The organism is Sandaracinaceae bacterium, assembly GCA_016706685.1.
Classification (GTDB): Bacteria; Myxococcota_A; Polyangia; order Polyangiales; family Houyiibacteriaceae; genus JADJJE01.
Window position 1 is genome coordinate 228,098 of the sequence record JADJJE010000003.1, and the last position, 15,657, is coordinate 243,754.

The window sequence follows — 15,657 nt, forward strand, 5'->3', positions numbered from 1 at the left end:
GCCGTCGCGTCCCTCCAATCGGGGTTGGGCTGGTGTATGGTTCACGGGTGACCGACACCCCCACGTCGACCGAGCCGATCCCCCCCCTGCTCGCGGCCGCCTGGCACGCGTATGGCGACGAGCGTCCCATCGTGCGCGCCGAGAACATCAGCGCCACCGTGTCCACCAACACGGTCTACAGGGTCACGCTATCGGACAAGAAGCAGATCATCGCCAAGACCTCGAGCTACGGCTCCTACGTGCACTTCCGCCAGGACCACGACCGCATCCACGACTGGACGCGGCTGCTGTCGGGCTCGCGCTTCGGCAACTTCCTGGCCCCGGTGCTCACGCTGGACGGCAAGGCCTTCACCTTCCGCGACGAGACCGGCTGGGTGGCGTTCTACGGCAAGACCGAGTTCTACGACTTCCTGCCCAAGGTGCTGACCGAGGGACAGATCGACTCCTTCGGCGCCGAGCTCGCCAGCTTCCACCTGCAGTGCCAGAAGATCTGCCACCGCCTGCCACCCACGTGGAAGAGCATGGGCTCGGACATCGCGCAGCTCTTCGACAGCCTGAGCGACCCTCGCTACTGCGCCGAGCGCCACCTGCGCAGCGAAGACGCCAGCATGTTGAAGGCGCACTGCGACCGCTTCCTGCACAACGCCGAGGACCTCGGCTACCACGGCTTCGAGAAGCTGCCGGTGCTGGTGGACTGGAACACGGGCAACTTCAGCGTGGGGCTCGACGGAGACGGCTTCAAGCTCTTCACGCGCTGGGACTACGACTGGTTCCGCATCGAGCCGCGCACGCTCGACTTCTACTTCGCGAGCCGGGTGGTGCGCTCCGAGGGCGACCAGACCATCTTCAGCTACCTGGTGGACCCGCTGCTGGAGCCGCGCTTCATTCGCTTCATGCGGGCGTACGACGCCATCAACCCGCTCGCCGATGAAGAGATCCTCTTCCTGAAAGAGGTCTACCGCTTCTTCATCCTGAACTACGTCATCCGCGAGGGAGAGCACTTCTTTCAGGGGCCCATCTGCCAGCGCCTGCAGCGCGAGGCCGTGGAGGTCTACCTGCCCACGCTGGACGCCGTGCGCTTCGAGAAGGTGATCGACGCACTCGGGCACGGCGGCGCGTGATGGCCAGTCGAGAACCGCTGTCGCCGCGGCGCAGGCCACAGCAGGCGCGCTCCCGTGAGCTGGTGCGCGCCATCGCCATCGCGTGCGAGCGCATCCTCGCCGAGGAGGGCGCGGCGGCGCTGAACACCAACCGCATCGCCGAGGTGGCCGGGGTGAACATCGGCTCGCTGTACCGCTACTTCCCCAACAAGGAAGCCATCATCGCCGAGGTGTACGAGCTGCAGCTGCAGGACCTCGCGGCGCAATACGAAGACGCGTGGGAGGCCGCGCAGGATGGCCCCGGCCCGCGAACGCTGCGGGACGCGGTGCGCGCACACATCGCCGGGAACGCCGCCATGCACCAGCGCCTGCTGCGCATCGACGAGACGTTCTACCGCGCCTATCAGCGCGAGCTGGACCTGGGGGAGCGCCACAGTGAGCGCTTCGACCGCACGTTCCTCGAGCAGGCCGAGCGCTGGCTGCGCGACCAGCTCGAAGTGCACCGCAGCAAGCTGGTGGTGGCCGACCTCGACATGGCGGCGTTCATCGTGGCGCGCTCGGTGGCGGGTGCGCTGCGCAGCGCGGCGCGCGACCAACCCGGACGCCTGGCGGATGCAGCGTTCACGGATGCCCTCGAGCGCATGACGCTCTTGTACTTGGAAGGAAGCGCGTGACGATGGAGCTCCGCTCGTTCAGCGAGGTGACCGCAGGCTATGACGTGATCTTCTTCGACTCCTATGGGGTGCTGAAGAACTCGGGGGGCGTGCTCAAGGGCGTGCCCGATCTGCTCTTGAAGCTGGTGCGCCAGAAGAAGGACCTCTACGTCATCACCAACGACGCCTCGAAGTCGCCCGAGCGCATGGCGCAGTCGTTCTCGCACGCCATCGAGGGCGAGCTCATTCCGGCGAGCCAGATCATCAGCTCGGGCCTCTTGGCCACGGACTTCCTGGCCGCGCAGGTGGCCTCGAAGAAACCGAACGGGCGCGCCGCCTACCTGGGCAAGCCCGGCTCGGCCTACTACATCGAGAGCGCGGGGCTCGAGGCCGTGCCGCTGTCGGAGTGGGACGACGCCCACGATCCGGACGCCATCGTGCTGCTGGACGACGAGGGCTTCGACTGGTTCCGCGACATCAATCACGCGCTCAACCTGATCCGCCGCAGCCTGGCGCCGGTGGTCATCGGCAACGCGGACCTGCTGTATCCCGTGAAGGACGGCGGTGTGGCGCTCGCGGTGGGGAGCCTCGCCAACATGCTCCAGCCCATCGCGCAGAAGAGCTTCTATCGCTTCGGCAAGCCCGACGCGATGATGTTCGTCTATGCGCTGCAGGCCATGCGCAGCGCGCGGCCCGGCACCAAGAACCACAAGGTGCTCATGGTGGGCGACACGCTGCAGACCGACATCCTGGGCGCCCGCATGGCGGGGCTCGACACCGTGCTGGTGCTGAGCGGCAACACCATGCGCCACCAGGCGGAGATGCTCATCCAGTCCACGGGCATCGTGCCCACCTACGTCTGTCCGGACATCCTCACGTAGCGAAGGGAAGCAGGCCATGGAGATCAACGGCGTCGCCCACCTCATGCTCACGGTGCACAGCATCGCGCGGTCGCGGCCCTTCTACGTGGCGCTGCTGGATCAGCTCGGGCTCCGGCGCGTGGTCGACTCCCCCGAGTACCTCTACTACGTGGGCGGCCGCACGGCGGTGGGCCTGCGCCCCGCATCCCCCGAGGTGGCCGCGCTGCCGGCGGGGTCGGCCGGCGCGCGCTTCGACCAGGGCCGTGTGGGCCTGCACCACGCTTGCCTGCGCGCGCGCTCGCGCGAAGACGTGGACGGAGTCCACGACGTGCTGGTGGCGATCGGCGCCAGCATCGTGCACGCCCCGCGCGACGAGCCCTGGGCTCCCGGCTACTACTCGGTGCTGTTCGAAGACCCCGACGGCATTCGCCTCGAGGTGAACTACGTGCCCGGCAAGGGGCTGCTCGAGGAGGGCGCGCAGCGCGGCGGCTGAGCCCGGGCTACCTCCAGCGGGCCTAGAAAGGCGTCAGACATGCGGTCCGGCGACCGGGGTCGTGGTAAAGATCGGGCTGCGTGAGTAGCGTCACACCGCCGAAGCCGAAGACCCCCTGGCGACCGGGCGCTGCCGGGCCTCCGCCCGTGGGGACCGTCGTGGCGGGCAAGTACGAGATCGAGGCGCTGATCGGACAGGGCGGCATGGGCGCCGTGTACCGCGCGCAGCACACCCTCACGCACCGGCGCGTGGCGCTCAAGTGGCTGCTGGCCGACGACGCCGCCATGCGCATGCGGTTCGTGCGCGAGGCCCGCGCCATGGGGGCGCTCGAGCACCCGAACGTGGTGGGCATCCTCGACATCGGCGAGGAAGACGGCGCCGTGTACCTGGTGATGGAGTACGTGGAGGGCGAAAGCCTGCGCGAGCACCTCGACCGCCGACCCGTGTCGCCCATGCGCGCGGTGCGGCTCTTGATGCCGGCGCTCGAGGGCATCGCCGCGGCGCACCAAGCGGGCATCGTGCACCGCGACCTCAAGCCCGCGAACCTGTTCGTGTGCCTGGACCGCGACGGCACCGCCTACGGCACCAAGGTGTTGGACTTCGGGGTGGCGCTCTCGCTGCGGCAGTCGGACGGGACGATGGGGCTCACGCAGAGCGGCGCCGTGGTGGGCACGCCCCGCTACATGGCGCCCGAGCAGATCCGCGGCCACAAGGTGGACGCGCGCACGGACCAGTTCGCCATGGGCCTGATCCTCTACGAGATGCTGACCGGCCGGCTGCCCTATGACGCGGCCGTGTACGAGGCGCTGGTGGTGGAGATCGCCACGGTGCCCCCGCTGTCGCCGCGCGTCTTCGTGCCAGACCTGCCCGAGGGGCTACCGGAGGTGGTGCTGAAGGCGCTGGCCAAGTCGCCCGACGACCGCTTCCCGGACATCGGCGCGCTGGCGGTGGCGCTCGAGCCGTTTGGCGATGGGGTGGTGTTCTCGCCGCCGCGCCAGGCGCACGCACGGCGCTCGATGCTCGGCGAGGACCTCATGGAGCTGGCGATAGCGAGCGCGGGGCTCACGCCGAGTCACCCGGGGCCTGCGGCGCAGGTGGATCTGGGGCCTCCGACCAGGCGCTTCGGTGCGGCGGCGGAGCACACCCCCACCAGCGCCGCGGGGCGCGCGCGGGCGGCCGCCGTGCGGGCCTCGGCCACCACACTGGACGCGCCCGACTCCGAGCGCGAGCAGGCCACACGGCAGGCCGGGCTGCGGGCACGCCAGGCCGTCCTGGAGAAGTCGGGAGAGCGAACGCGCGCGTCCCTCACTGATGCTGCGGCGCCGGCTTCGGTGGCCAAGGCTTCGCGACGGCCATGGGTGTTGGTGTTCTTGCTGCTCGCCGCAGGGCTGCTGGGTGGCGCGTGGTCCCTGCGCAACGGGCCGACGCCAGAGGCTCCCCCCGCAGCGGCGCCCACGTCCGTCACCGAGCCCAGCTCGGCGCCGGCGAGCGCTGCTGCCGCGCAGGGCACCACGGTGAACCCTCCGGCGACGGAAGAGGCAGCGGTCGATGAGGCGCGCACGGCAGGCGTCCGCAACGCCGACAGCCCTGCTGGTGGCGCACCGGCGGACCCCACGCCCACAGCACCCGGCGCCGCGAGTCGTGCCGAAAGCGTCCCCGCAGAGGCGCCAAGCCCAGAGGGCGCAGCCCCCGCTCCGGCCGACACGGCGCCGGGACGCGGCCGCCGGCGCCTGGTGGAAGGCAGCGCCACCATGGACACCGCCACGAGCCCCTCCATGAGCGCCATGGGCCGCTCGGGCGCCTTCTCGGTGGAGGACTTCTGATGCCCCGTGCACTGCCCACGCTCCTGCTCGTCACCGGCCTGCTCATCGGGAGCCGCACGCACCGGGTGCAGGCCCAGGAGCCAGTCGAGGAGCCACCCCCGGCGGAGTACATGGCGCTCATCCAGGAGGCCGTGACCGCGTCCGCCGCAGAGCGCTGGCTCGAAGCCCGCAGCCTGTTTCGCGAGGCTCAGCGCGTGTACCCGAACGCACGCGCGCTGCGCGGCATCGGCATGACGTCGTTCGAGCTGAGCGACTACACGGGGGCCTATCTGGCCCTCACGGCGGCGTTGGCCGAGACTCGCCGCTCGCTCGACTTCGAGCAGCGCGCGCAGGTGGAGGCGCTGCTCGGTCGCGTGAGAGAGCTCATCGGGCGCTACACGGTGGCTCACTTGGGCGACGCGCCAGTGGTGACGGTGGACGCCGTGCGTCAGGAGATCCAAGCCGAGGGCTACGTGCTGATGACCAGCGGCGAGCACCGGGTGGCGGTGACGCTGGCAGACGGGCGACGCGTCACGGGGAGCTGGATCGTGCGCGGCGGCGAGGTCGGTCCGCTGCCCATCGAGCTGCCCTCGGCGGACCTCGCACCCGAGGCCGTGGCCGAGGCCGCGACGGAGCTCCACGTCCCGGCGTCACCGGTGGTGCAGGAGCCGGCGCGTGACACGCGGCCACTCCGCCTCGCGGGCTGGGTGAGCATCAGCAGCGGCGTGGCGCTGCTGGCCGTGGGGACAGGCCTGACGACGGCTGGTCGCACGGACAAGGCGTACCTCGAGGGCGCCGACCCCGGCACCGTGTGGGACGAGGTGGAGCACCTCCACCAGCGCTCACCGCGCTTCGTCCGCGGCGGCAGCGCCTTGATCGGGCTGGGTGGGGCTGCGGCCATCGCGGGCCTCGGGCTGATGCTGCGCGCGCGCGGCGGCGGGGCGGATCTGGACAGCGACGACCCGAACGAGCGAGCGGCCGCGGGTCGACCGAGCGTGCACGCGCGAGTCGCCCCACGGGGTGCCCAGCTGGAGGTGGTGTGGTGAGGCTCTCCGTTCGTTGTCGTCAGCCGCTCGTTCCCGCGGCGGCCCTTGGGCTGCTCGCCACGTTCACGCTGCTCTCCAGCTGCAGCGCCGACCTCCCCGACGGGGTGTTCCAGTGCACGAACGACGACGGCTGCCCCGTCGGCTGGCGCTGCTTCTCCAACAGTCGCTGCTACTCGCCGAGCGTCACGGGGCTCCCGGTCTATGGACTGTGCGACGTGGACGAGGACTGCCTGAGCGGCTCGTGCGTGCGCGCATACGATGAGGAGGCCCCCCTCGGGCAGTGCTCGGAGTCCTGCGTCGTCGACACCGATTGCCCCACCGTGACGATCCCGGAAGGCGACGTGAGTGGCGTGTGCGCCCGGGACGTAGGTTGCCTCGCCGCCTGCACCACGCGGGACGACTGCTTCGACCCCGAGGCCCAGAGCTGCGTGGTGGCCCCCATGACGGCGGGCCGCCACGTCTGCGTGGAGTTCGTGTCGACGGAATTCACGGGGCGCACACCTTGCACCGTCCCCGGGAATTGCCCCGCTGGGGCGCTGTGCTTGCGCGCGCCGGCGCTCGACACCCTGGGTGTGTGTGTGTGGCCGTGCTCGCCGGGGGGCCCATGCCCGCCGGGTGCGTCGTGCGAAGAGCTCCCGGACAACGTCGCCGCCGGGAACCCGATGCACGTCTGTTTGGCGACCTGTGTCGATGTCCCAAACAGCTGTGAGACCAGCATGCTCTCGTGCGAGCCCTTCGGGAGCGGCACACGACACTGTGTGCCCAACGGCTGGCAGTAGCCGCGTCGGGCCGCTACGTGCGCGGCAAGAAGACGGGCGCCTCCATGGTGCTCTCGAAGTGCCGCTGGGCCACCGCCGGCCCCGGTGTGCGCCGTGCGCCGGCGAGCCCCATGAACGGCGGGTGACTCGACTCGAAGCGTGAGAGCGAGACGCTGGCCGGGGACACACTGGCTTTGAAGGACGCGCGGAAGCGACAGCGCGTCGCGCCGTCGTGAGCCTGCAGCGTGGCGGTGCTGCTGCGCAGCGTGTGCGTGGGCCCGAACGCCTTCATGCGCAGCGCGAGCGACGTGCCGTCTTCGCCGTCCACGGTCACCTCGTCGCCGCGGCGCTCGAAGCGGGCGAGTGTCTTCGGGAGCTTCCAGATCTCGCGCCCGGCGTGCAGCGTGGTCTCCTCGTTCACGTACATGACCGACACGTACCAGCCCTTCGCCTTCGGCCCGCAGCGGCGGTCGCGCACGAACGCGGGCATCCAGATCAGCTCGTCGTACCGCAGCGGCGAAGGCGCCTCGTACACCACATAGCTGAGCAGCCCCAGTGTGTACGGCCCACGATGCACCACCTCGAGGCCCTCGGGCAGCTGCAGGTCGGCCACGCGCACCACGTAGGGCGCCACGAAGGCGTGACCGTGGGTGAACCACGGCGCGGGGGGATAGCTCACGGGAGACATACGGACATCACCTCTTCTTCGCCGTCTACCTCGGTGCAGCGCAGGCCCACGAAGCAGTCCTCGGCCACGGCGCACGTCGCGAAGCACAGCGGCGTCTCGCTCGCGTCTCCTTCGAGGACCAGGCACACGCTGTCGCCGGGGCACGTGACGTCACCGCCGCAGCGCAGCGTGCACTGGCGGCCTTCGCCCTCGCTGCCGTCGGAGCGCGTGAAGCGCAGCGCATAGCAACCGTCCGAAGGCGGCGCACACTCTTCACCGCCCGAGCAGCGCGTGAACGGCGGGCCTTCCACCACGCAGCCCGGCATGCTCAGCGCGGCTGCGATCGGCGCCAAGGCGGCGAGCACGCGCGAGGCGAAGGAGACGAGCCAGGGCGAGGACCAGCGCATGGGCGGCGAGGGTACCCACAACGCAGCGTGCGACGCTAGACTCACGTCCGGCGTTCCACCGATGGCCACGATCCGACCATGTCACACGGCGACGCGTACGATCAGTGAACCGCATCTCCATCGTCGGCAACAGCGGTAGCGGCAAGTCCACGATGGCCCGTGCGCTCGGTGCACGCCTCGGCGTTCCCGTGCTGGAGCTCGACTCGGTGTTTCACCAGGCGGAGTGGACGCCACTGCTCACGGTCGACTTCCAGGTTCGCGTGGGTGAGTTCATGAGCACCCAGCCGCGCTTCATCGTGGACGGCAACTACCCCGCGGTGCTGCCCGATGTGTGGGCCGCCGCGGACACCGTGATCTGGTTGTCGCCGAGCCGCGCCGAGAACATGCGCGCCATTCTCGGGCGCACCCTCCGCCGCGCTCTCACGCGCGAGGTGCTCTGGAACGGCAACCGCGAGCCGCTCAGCAACTTGTGGCGCCTCGATGATCCCGAGGCATCGGTGATCGCCTGGGCCTGGACTCACTACGGCGTCTACCAGGAGCGCTACGCAGCCGCGATGCACGACCCGGCCAACGCTCACCTGCGCTTCATTCGCCTCGAGTCGCGGCGCGCCGCGAGCCAGTGGCTCGAAAGCCTCTGATTCGTTCACGCTCGGCGTCACCCCGTGGCACACCATGTGCCTCAAATTCACGGTTCAAACTCAGTTACCGGCCGCATAGCCGAAATTACACGCAAATCCGGTTTGGCACGCTCGGTGCTCTAGGCGAGGGCATGACTAACCAACACCGACCTTCTCTCTGGCTCTCCTCCTTCCTCTGCCTCACGGCCGCACTGACGGGCTGCGGGCTCGATAACTCGAACGCTCACTTCTCCGTCGAAACGGCGCTGGTGGAGGTGGGCAGGACTCACGATGTGGTGCTCAGCGACGTGGTGGATCTGAGCCTGCTGCACGTGCGCGGGTCGAACGACAACATCGGCTTCTCGGTCATGACGGTGCCGGGCTTTCTGTTCGGCGAGCGGCAGGTCGTGCGGGTCCACGCCATGGCGCAGGGCGAAGCGACGCTCGAGTTGCTCGACGACGACAGGGTGCTCGACACCATCACCGTCGAGGCCGGCACCGTTCATCGCATCGACGTGGAGGCGAACGACGACCGCTATGGGGAAGAGTTCGCGGGAGAATACGGCTTGCTCGTGGGCCAAGACACACTGCTGCGCTTCGTGGCTCGTGACGCGCTCGGTCGGACCTTCGACGACTTCGCGACGCGTTCCATCGTGGAGCACCCGGGCTTCGAGCTGATCATCGGCTGGAGCGACACCTACATCTTCCGCGCCGCGGCCGACGGCACGCACACGCTCACCCTCGAGTCGGACAGCGGGCCAAACTTCGAGGTGGACGTGACCGCGGTGCTCCCCGCCGACGTGAGCGAGCTGCGGATCAACGTGGCGGAGGAGAACCGAGGCACGTGCGTGGCGGTGTCGGGCCGGACCGACGCGGGGCTGCCCATCCTCGGCATCGAGCCTGCTTTCCAGGTGGATGGTGAGACCAGCGACATCCCCACGGAGCTCGGCGTGTTCTGCTTCGAGGACGAGCCGGCGCGCGGCACCGAGGTGACGGCCATCTGGCACGAGCTGAGCGTCACGCACACGTTCTGAGGCACGGTGCTGGCCGGGACCCTGCGCGTCCGGTAGATCGGGCGCCTATGGACCCCGTCGCCACGCCGAAGCCCGACCCCGTGCACGTGCTCGAGACCACCCTGCGCCCCCCGTGCGTGATGACGCGGGGCGCGGGGGACTTGCTGTTCGATGAAGACGGCAAGCGCTACCTCGACTTCGTGCAGGGCTGGGCGGTCAACTCGCTGGGCCACGCGCCCCCGAGGTGGCACGCGCGCTCACGGAGCAGGCCGGCCAGCTGGTGCATGGGAGCGCGGGCTTCTTCAACACCCCGCAGGTGCGGCTCTGCAGCACGCTCGCGCACGAGAGCGGGCTCGGGCGCGTGTTCTTGTGCAGCACCGGCGCCGAGGCCAACGAGAGCGCCATCAAGCTGGCGCGCAAGTGGGGGCAGCTCACGCGCGGCGGCGCCTGGGAGATCGTGACCACCACCGACGCGTTCCACGGGCGCACGCTGGCCACCATGAGCGCCAGCGGCAAGGCCACCTTCGCGCCGCTCTTCGAGCCCAAGGTGCAGGGCTTCCGCAAGGTGCCCTTCGGCGACGCGGACGCCATCGAGGCGGTGCTGGACGACCACGTGGCCGCCGTGCTGGTGGAGCCCATCCAGGGCGAGGCCGGCGTGGTGATGCCGCCTCCGGGCTACCTCCGGCGCCTGCGCGAGCTCACCGCGGCGCGCGGCGTGCTGCTGATGTTCGACGAGGTGCAGACGGGCATCGGTCGCACCGGCAAGCTCTTCGCGTTCCAACACGAAGACGCGCGCCCCGACGTGCTCACGCTGGGGAAGGGCCTGGGCGCCGGCGTGCCGCTCGCCGCCATGCTGTGCGACGCGCGGTATGCGTGCTTCCAGCCCGGCGACCAGGGGGGCACCTACTCCGGCAACGCGCTCACCGCCGCAGTGGGCCAGGCGGTGATGGACGCCGTGATGGCGCCGGGGTTTCTCCCGCACGTGAACGCCATGTCCGCCAAGCTGCGCTCTGTGCTCGAAGCGCTGATCCCACGCGGGCTCGTGTCCACGGTGCGCGGCCAGGGCCTCTTGGTGGCCGCCGAGCTGCCGGGACCGACCGCGAGCGAGGTGGTGCGGCTGGCGATGGCGGACGGGCTCCTGCTGAACGCGCCGCGCCCGAACCTGCTGCGCTTCATGCCCGCGCTCAACGTGCAGGCCGCGTCCATCGACGAGCTGGCTTCACTGCTGCCGCGCGTGCTGGAGGCGGCCGCCGCCTCGAGTCGCTGAGCCGCGCATCCGCCGGCGCGCCTCCCGAGCGGCGATGGGGCGCCTCTCAGCGCAGCAGGCGGTGGTCCTCCAGCAGCGCGGGCCAGCGGATGTCCGCGCGCTCACCGCTCGGCAGCGTCAGCGCGCCTTCGAGCTGGCCTGCGGTCCACGTGCTCTGGTGGTGGATGCGCCCGCCCATGCGGCGCTCGTCCGCGCTGTGCACCGCACGCGCTGTGAACGAGAGCGCGAGGCCATCGCCCAGCACGCGCCCGTCGTCCAGCAGCTGGAGGCTCCCGAGCCCATGTGGCTGGCCGTCCACGAAGAGCGTGGCCTCTTGCTGTTCGCCATGGAGCTCACCGCGCGTGCACGCGAGCGCGGCCGGTCGCCCGCCCACCAGGCCCTGGGCGCTCAGCACCCGCCCACGCGTGAGCTTGGGCAAGAACGCGTTGTAGTAGGTGACCTCGGCAAACGTGTCGCCCAGCGGGAGGGCACGCCCCGCGATGGACACACTCCCCGCCACCTTCAGGAACGGCGCCCGCTGCGTGAGCGCGGGCCGATGAGCGAGCGGTGGCCGCGCCGCCCCGATGACGATGGACGGCGTGGGCGCCCCTGCGCTGTCGAGCGTCAGCTCCCCTTGGAAGTCACCCCAGCGCAGCCCCAGGGTCCATGCGCTCGCGCCCTTCTCGCGCGTGAGGTGCACGTCCGCTTCACCCGCGCGCAGGAACGCCTTGGTGCCTTCGCCCGCGTCGGGACCCACCACCAGCTTGCGCAGCGGGGCCGCCTGCTGGGAGAGCGCCAGCACCGCGCCCGTCTCACGGTTCAGCAGCAGCGCGCGGCCGGTGCCCAGCGTGCCGTTGTCCTGGATGCGCACCAGCAGCGTCTCGGCGCCCGCGTGCAGCACCACCTGGAACCAGCGCTTGCGCACGATGGCGCGGCGCACCTGCCCGTGTGGCCAGCCCTTGTAGTAGCCCCAGCGCACCTCGTGGATCTGCCCGGCGTAGGCGCCCACGCGGCCGCGGTAGGAGTCGGGGTCGTAGGCCTTGTCGGGCGCGGGGGGGAGTGGCTGTGGCACGCGCCTTGGTAACACCGCGAGCGCGCAGCGAGAAGCCTCACTCGCCGATGGGCAGCAGGTTCCGCAGGTGCACGTCGTTCTGCAGCGGGTAGTCGATGTCGAAGCGCTGGCCGTCCACGTCGGTGGGGTAGTAGCCCGACGCCGCCATGCCGTTGACGATGGTGGCCTCCTCGTAGTGCACGATGACCTCGATGGGCTCGCTGCGGTCGGGGTGGTCCAGCGTGTAGATCAGCATCTCGCTGGTGGTGCCCGACCCGCTGAGCGCCACGTTGGTGTGCTGGTTCCCGTCCATCTGGATGTCGCTCATGTCGCGCAGGGCCGTGTACGTGAGGTCCACCAGGATGCGCAGGCGCTGTGGCGTGATCGCCACGCGGTAGGTACCCGAGGAGATGCCCACGAAGGTGGTGGGCGCCGTGTAGCGCGTCATGCCCGTGGCGCCGAAGCCCTCCACGCGCACCTGCGTCATGTAGAACTGGATGTTCACCAGCCGGAAGATGTCCTCGGCGCCTGCCTGCGTGGTGGTCTCGAGCCGCCGGATGACCTCGGGCAGCGGGGTGAGGCGCCGCTCCTCCCCGTCCAGCGCTAGGAGCAGCTGCTCGCCGTCCAGCGCGAACGCGAGGGCGTGCTCGATGGGCGGCTCATGGTCCTCGCGCCGCACGCCACGACGCTGCAGCGGGCTCAGCTCGGGCTGAAAGGGAAAGTCATAGGAGGCGCTGAGGCTCGCGGCGCCGGCGCCCAGCGCATCCACCTCGTACGTCCCGGTCTGCATCTCGATGGTGCTGTCCTCGCTCACCAACGACCGCACGAAGCAGCCGCCCGAGGCCCCCTCGCCCGCCCGGCGAGTGCCCAGGACGAAGATCTCCGTGGCCCCCTCGACGGATCGCACCCAGGTGCTGGTCGCCGTACCGCAGGTGCTCAGCGTGTCGTTGAGCCTGCCCAGGTCGTGGACGCCCAACTTGTCGCACGCCATGAGCGCGAGCCCGAGCGTGACCGCCAGGACCCGCGATGCACCGCGCCTACGCAAAGTTGTCCGGCCTCTCCACGCAGCGGATGCCGTTCGGGTCTTCGATCAAGACCGCGCACTCGTTGCAGTGGCTACACCCGTTCACGTACCCCACGTTGCCCGCCGCGTTCTTCGGAAGGTCCGGGTCGTACAGCAGCGCGCGCCCCAGCTGGATGAAGTCGAAGCCCTCGCGCATGAGCGTCTCGAAGCTCTCGCCCGTGGCCGCGCCGCCCACGTAGCAGACGCCGCAGCTCACCCGCTCGCGGATGCGCCGCGAGTGCTCGAGGAAGAACAGCTCCTCGTACGGGTAGTCCTTGAAGAGCATGCTGCCGGCCAGCTTGACCCCCAGCTTCATGAACGGGCTCTTCTGCTGCCGCATGATGCCGTCGCGGATGTTCTTGCCGCGGAAGAGCAGCATGGGGTTGAAGCTGCTGGTGCCCCCGCTGCAGATGATGACGTCGATGCCACCGCGCTCGAGCAGGGTCGCGATGGTGAGCGAGTCCTCGTAGGTCACGCCGCCGGGCACGCCGTCGGTCATGCTGATCTTGCCGAACAGCGGGAGGTCCTCGCCCACGGCCGCACGCACCGCCGCCAGCACCTCGAGCGGGAAGCGCATGCGGTTCTCGAGCGAGCCGCCGTAGCTGTCCGTGCGCTTGTTGGTCTTCGGGCTGATGAACTGGCTGATGCCGTAGCCGTGACCGAAGTGGATCTCGATGGCGTCGAAGCCCACCGACTTCATGAAGCGCGCGGCCTCCGCGAACACCTGCACGCGCTCGCGGATCTGCGTGGTGCTCATGGCCGTGGACACCGCGCGGTTGACCGTGAGGCCAATGGGGCTGAACGAGCGCGAGGGGCCGAGCGGGCGCTGCCCCGCGAACAGCGGATTCTTGGTGAACGTGCCGGCGTGGCCGAGCTGGCCCATGACCGCGGCGCCCGTGGCCTTCACCTCGCGGATCAAGCGCTCGAGCGGCGCACGCACGCCCTCGTGCATGTACATCATGTTGTCGTCGATGCGCCCGTCCGACTCCGCCGCGCAGTAGCCGATGTTGGTGAGCGCGACGCCGCCCTCGCCCATGCGCCGATGCAGCCGCGTGAGGGACTCCCCCGGGATGCCGTGCGGCGTCATGCCCTCGAAGGTGGCGGCCTTCACGAAGCGGTTGCGCAGCGTGAGACCGCGCACGGTGGTCTCTTGGAAACACTTGTCGTAGGCGGCATTCATGAGGTGACAAAGATATGTAACCAGGTTACATATGTCAACACCATGTCGACCGCCCGCAAGACCCAGGCCGAGAGGCGCGCCCAGACGCAGGCCGCGGTGCTGCGCAGCGCCACGCGGCTGTTCGGCGCGCACGGCTACGCCGCCACCAGCCTCGAGCAGATCGCGGCGGACGCGGGCACCACCATCCGGCCCGTCTATCATTACTTCGGCAACAAGCAGGCGCTGTTCGAGGCGGTGGCCGACACGCTCGAGGCGCAGCTGCTCGCGGTGCTGGTGGACCCGGCGTTCGCGAGCGGGCGCGCGGGCTTGCTGGACCGCTTTCGCGCGTGCCTCGGGCTCCTGGCGCAGCGTGACTTCCAGCGGGTAGTGCTCCTGGACGCTCCCGCCGTGCTGGGCAAGAGCCGCTGGGCCGAGTCGCCGGTGGCGCGCGCCGCGAGCGAGGTGCTGGCCACGCTGCCGCTCGGAGACGACCCCGTCCGCGCGGAGCTGGTGCGCCGCATGGCCATCGGAGCGCTGACCGAGGCCGCCGTGGCGCTGGCCGAGAGCACGAGCGATGCGGAGCTGCAGCAGCGCATCGACGCGCTGATGGGCCTGGCCGCGCTGTTCCTGCCGAGCCCCGTGCGCGCACGCTGAGCGGAGCTACTTCGGCGGCAGCTCGGACGGCCGCCGCGTGCGCCGGTAGTCCGCAGGCGTGTGCCCCGTCCAGCGGCGGAACGCGCGGTGAAACGCGCTGGTCTCGGTGAAGCCCAGCTCGTCCGCAAGCTCCTTGATGGCGTGCGTCCCGCTGAGCAGCGCCGCGCACGCCCGTCGCTTCTGCTCTTCCTCGAAGAGCCGCTTCCACGAGGTGCCCGCGTCGCCCAGCCGCCGCTGCAGCGTCCGGCGGCTGGTGCCGAGCCGCGCCGCCACGCTGTCCATGTCCACCTCGCGCAGGTCGGCCGTGGTCTCGAGCGCCTCGCGCACGCTGAGCGTGAGGTCTGCTTCGCCGTCGATGGCCGCCAGCAGCTCGGTGGCGCGGCGCTCCAGCAGCTCGGCCAGGCGCGCGTCGGAGTGCATGAGCGGGAACTCCAGCAGCTCGGCCGGGATGACGAACTCGTTGAACTCGGCCCCGAACTCGACCGGGCAGCCGAAGACCTGCTCGTACTCGGCCGCGTCGTCCGGGCGCGCGTAGGTCAGCCGCGCCACGCTGGGCTCGAGGTCGCTGCGCAGCAGCAGGTGCTGCACCGTGCGCAGCGTGAAGGCCAGCGCCAGGTCCACCACGAAGCGCTCGGCGAGGGTGTCGGCCGCGTGGATGTAGCGGTAGTGCGCCCCCCCATCGATGACCGCCAGGCTGTGGTTCGCGCCGTCGTAGACCAGCCGTTCGAAGCGCTCGATCAGCGTGTGGGCCTCACGCAGGGTGCCTGAGGCTTGCAGCAGCGCGCCCACCACGTGCATGGCGTGCGCCGACAGGTTGGCGCCCGCTTGGAGCCCGAGGCTGGGCGTGTCCACGCGCTCGATGGCCAGCTCGATCATGCGCGCCGCCGCTTCGAAGGGCACCCGCCCCGTCGGGTCCTCGAGCGCAGCCGGGCTGAGCCCTGAAGCGAGCAGCAGCGCCTCGCGGTCGAGATCGTAGCGGCCGGCGCGGCTCAGCACCGCCCGGATGATCGTGATCGAGACCCGCACGCGCGCCACGCTACCACTTCGCACCCTGTGGGGTGCCGGGAA

General features: G+C 70.3%; 16 protein-coding genes and 1 pseudogene. 11 read left to right on the forward strand and 6 right to left on the reverse strand.

Annotated features, from left to right (window positions below):
* Positions 1–47 precede the first annotated feature (47 nt).
* The 7 genes from IPI43_06820 (at position 48) to IPI43_06850 (ending at position 6,733) form a co-directional block, all read left to right on the forward strand.
* Complete coding sequence (locus tag IPI43_06820; GenBank protein ID MBK7773838.1) at positions 48–1,121, forward strand: hypothetical protein; 1,074 nt, start codon at positions 48–50, stop codon at positions 1,119–1,121.
* The gene (locus IPI43_06825; GenBank protein ID MBK7773839.1) at positions 1,121–1,774 is read left to right on the forward strand and encodes a TetR/AcrR family transcriptional regulator; all 654 of its coding nucleotides are present in this window, start codon (positions 1,121–1,123) and stop codon (positions 1,772–1,774) included. The genes IPI43_06820 and IPI43_06825 overlap by 1 nt, the downstream gene beginning before the upstream one ends.
* Complete coding sequence (locus IPI43_06830) at positions 1,771–2,634, forward strand: HAD-IIA family hydrolase (protein MBK7773840.1); 864 nt, start codon at positions 1,771–1,773, stop codon at positions 2,632–2,634. The genes IPI43_06825 and IPI43_06830 overlap by 4 nt, the downstream gene beginning before the upstream one ends.
* Before the next feature lie 16 nt (positions 2,635–2,650).
* Positions 2,651–3,106, forward strand: a complete 456-nt coding sequence (locus IPI43_06835) for a VOC family protein (GenBank protein MBK7773841.1) — start codon at positions 2,651–2,653, stop codon at positions 3,104–3,106.
* Between the two features lie 146 nt (positions 3,107–3,252).
* On the forward strand, positions 3,253–4,929 hold the full coding sequence (locus tag IPI43_06840) for a serine/threonine protein kinase (GenBank protein ID MBK7773842.1): 1,677 nt from the start codon (positions 3,253–3,255) through the stop codon (positions 4,927–4,929).
* The gene (locus IPI43_06845) at positions 4,929–5,954 is read left to right on the forward strand and encodes a hypothetical protein (protein ID MBK7773843.1); all 1,026 of its coding nucleotides are present in this window, start codon (positions 4,929–4,931) and stop codon (positions 5,952–5,954) included. Before IPI43_06840 ends, IPI43_06845 begins: the two co-directional genes overlap by 1 nt.
* Positions 5,951–6,733: a hypothetical protein gene (locus IPI43_06850; protein MBK7773844.1), complete on the forward strand. Its 783-nt coding sequence runs from the start codon at positions 5,951–5,953 to the stop codon at positions 6,731–6,733. Before IPI43_06845 ends, IPI43_06850 begins: the two co-directional genes overlap by 4 nt.
* Before the next feature lie 13 nt (positions 6,734–6,746).
* Here IPI43_06850 and IPI43_06855 read toward each other — a convergent pair whose 3' ends face one another.
* Positions 6,747–7,400 (reverse strand): acetoacetate decarboxylase family protein, encoded by a 654-nt coding sequence (locus IPI43_06855; GenBank protein ID MBK7773845.1) that lies wholly within the window; start codon positions 7,398–7,400, stop codon positions 6,747–6,749.
* A complete protein-coding gene (locus tag IPI43_06860; protein MBK7773846.1) occupies positions 7,388–7,786 on the reverse strand; it encodes a hypothetical protein in 399 nt (132 codons plus the stop codon). The genes IPI43_06855 and IPI43_06860 overlap by 13 nt, the downstream gene beginning before the upstream one ends.
* A gap of 119 nt (positions 7,787–7,905) precedes the next feature.
* Between IPI43_06860 and IPI43_06865 the strand changes: the two genes are divergently transcribed.
* The 3 genes and pseudogenes from IPI43_06865 (at position 7,906) to IPI43_06875 (ending at position 10,683) form a co-directional block, all read left to right on the forward strand.
* Complete coding sequence (locus IPI43_06865) at positions 7,906–8,424, forward strand: adenylate kinase (protein ID MBK7773847.1); 519 nt, start codon at positions 7,906–7,908, stop codon at positions 8,422–8,424.
* Positions 8,425–8,555: 131 nt separating this feature from the next.
* Positions 8,556–9,437 (forward strand): hypothetical protein, encoded by an 882-nt coding sequence (locus tag IPI43_06870; protein ID MBK7773848.1) that lies wholly within the window; start codon positions 8,556–8,558, stop codon positions 9,435–9,437.
* A gap of 47 nt (positions 9,438–9,484) precedes the next feature.
* Positions 9,485–10,683: pseudogene (locus tag IPI43_06875) on the forward strand (aminotransferase class III-fold pyridoxal phosphate-dependent enzyme).
* 46 nt (positions 10,684–10,729) lie between these two features.
* On the opposite strand, the gene IPI43_06880 reads toward IPI43_06875, so the two are convergent.
* From IPI43_06880 to IPI43_06890, 3 genes are read right to left on the reverse strand one after another with little or no spacing between them, the layout of a single operon-like run.
* Positions 10,730–11,734, reverse strand: coding sequence for a DUF2804 family protein (locus IPI43_06880; protein MBK7773849.1), 1,005 nt, complete (start codon positions 11,732–11,734; stop codon positions 10,730–10,732).
* Positions 11,735–11,771: 37 nt separating this feature from the next.
* Positions 11,772–12,704, reverse strand: coding sequence for a hypothetical protein (locus IPI43_06885; GenBank protein MBK7773850.1), 933 nt, complete (start codon positions 12,702–12,704; stop codon positions 11,772–11,774).
* 46 nt (positions 12,705–12,750) lie between these two features.
* Positions 12,751–13,956, reverse strand: coding sequence for an NADH:flavin oxidoreductase (locus IPI43_06890; protein MBK7773851.1), 1,206 nt, complete (start codon positions 13,954–13,956; stop codon positions 12,751–12,753).
* A 42-nt stretch (positions 13,957–13,998) separates the two neighbouring features.
* On the opposite strand from IPI43_06890, the gene IPI43_06895 reads away from it, so the two are divergent.
* On the forward strand, positions 13,999–14,589 hold the full coding sequence (locus tag IPI43_06895) for a TetR/AcrR family transcriptional regulator (protein ID MBK7773852.1): 591 nt from the start codon (positions 13,999–14,001) through the stop codon (positions 14,587–14,589).
* A gap of 6 nt (positions 14,590–14,595) precedes the next feature.
* Here the strand turns inward: IPI43_06895 and IPI43_06900 are convergent, their stop codons facing one another.
* Entirely contained in the window at positions 14,596–15,615 is a 1,020-nt protein-coding gene (locus tag IPI43_06900) for an AraC family transcriptional regulator (GenBank protein ID MBK7773853.1), read from the reverse strand.
* Positions 15,616–15,657: the final 42 nt, after the last annotated feature.

What these genes read in the sequence shown, in the direction of transcription:
- IPI43_06825 (MBK7773839.1), top strand. Translation starts at nt 1,121, where the DNA reads ATGGCCAGTCGAGAACCGCTGTCGCCGCGGCGCAGGCCACAGCAGGCG.
- IPI43_06835 (MBK7773841.1), top strand. Translation starts at nt 2,651, where the DNA reads ATGGAGATCAACGGCGTCGCCCACCTCATGCTCACGGTGCACAGCATC.
- IPI43_06845 (MBK7773843.1), top strand. Translation starts at nt 4,929, where the DNA reads ATGCCCCGTGCACTGCCCACGCTCCTGCTCGTCACCGGCCTGCTCATC.
- IPI43_06855 (MBK7773845.1), bottom strand. Translation starts at nt 7,400, where the DNA reads ATGTCTCCCGTGAGCTATCCCCCCGCGCCGTGGTTCACCCACGGTCAC.
- IPI43_06860 (MBK7773846.1), bottom strand. Translation starts at nt 7,786, where the DNA reads ATGCGCTGGTCCTCGCCCTGGCTCGTCTCCTTCGCCTCGCGCGTGCTC.
- IPI43_06870 (MBK7773848.1), top strand. Translation starts at nt 8,556, where the DNA reads ATGACTAACCAACACCGACCTTCTCTCTGGCTCTCCTCCTTCCTCTGC.
- IPI43_06885 (MBK7773850.1), bottom strand. Translation starts at nt 12,704, where the DNA reads ATGGCGTGCGACAAGTTGGGCGTCCACGACCTGGGCAGGCTCAACGAC.
- IPI43_06890 (MBK7773851.1), bottom strand. Translation starts at nt 13,956, where the DNA reads ATGAATGCCGCCTACGACAAGTGTTTCCAAGAGACCACCGTGCGCGGT.
- IPI43_06895 (MBK7773852.1), top strand. Translation starts at nt 13,999, where the DNA reads ATGTCGACCGCCCGCAAGACCCAGGCCGAGAGGCGCGCCCAGACGCAG.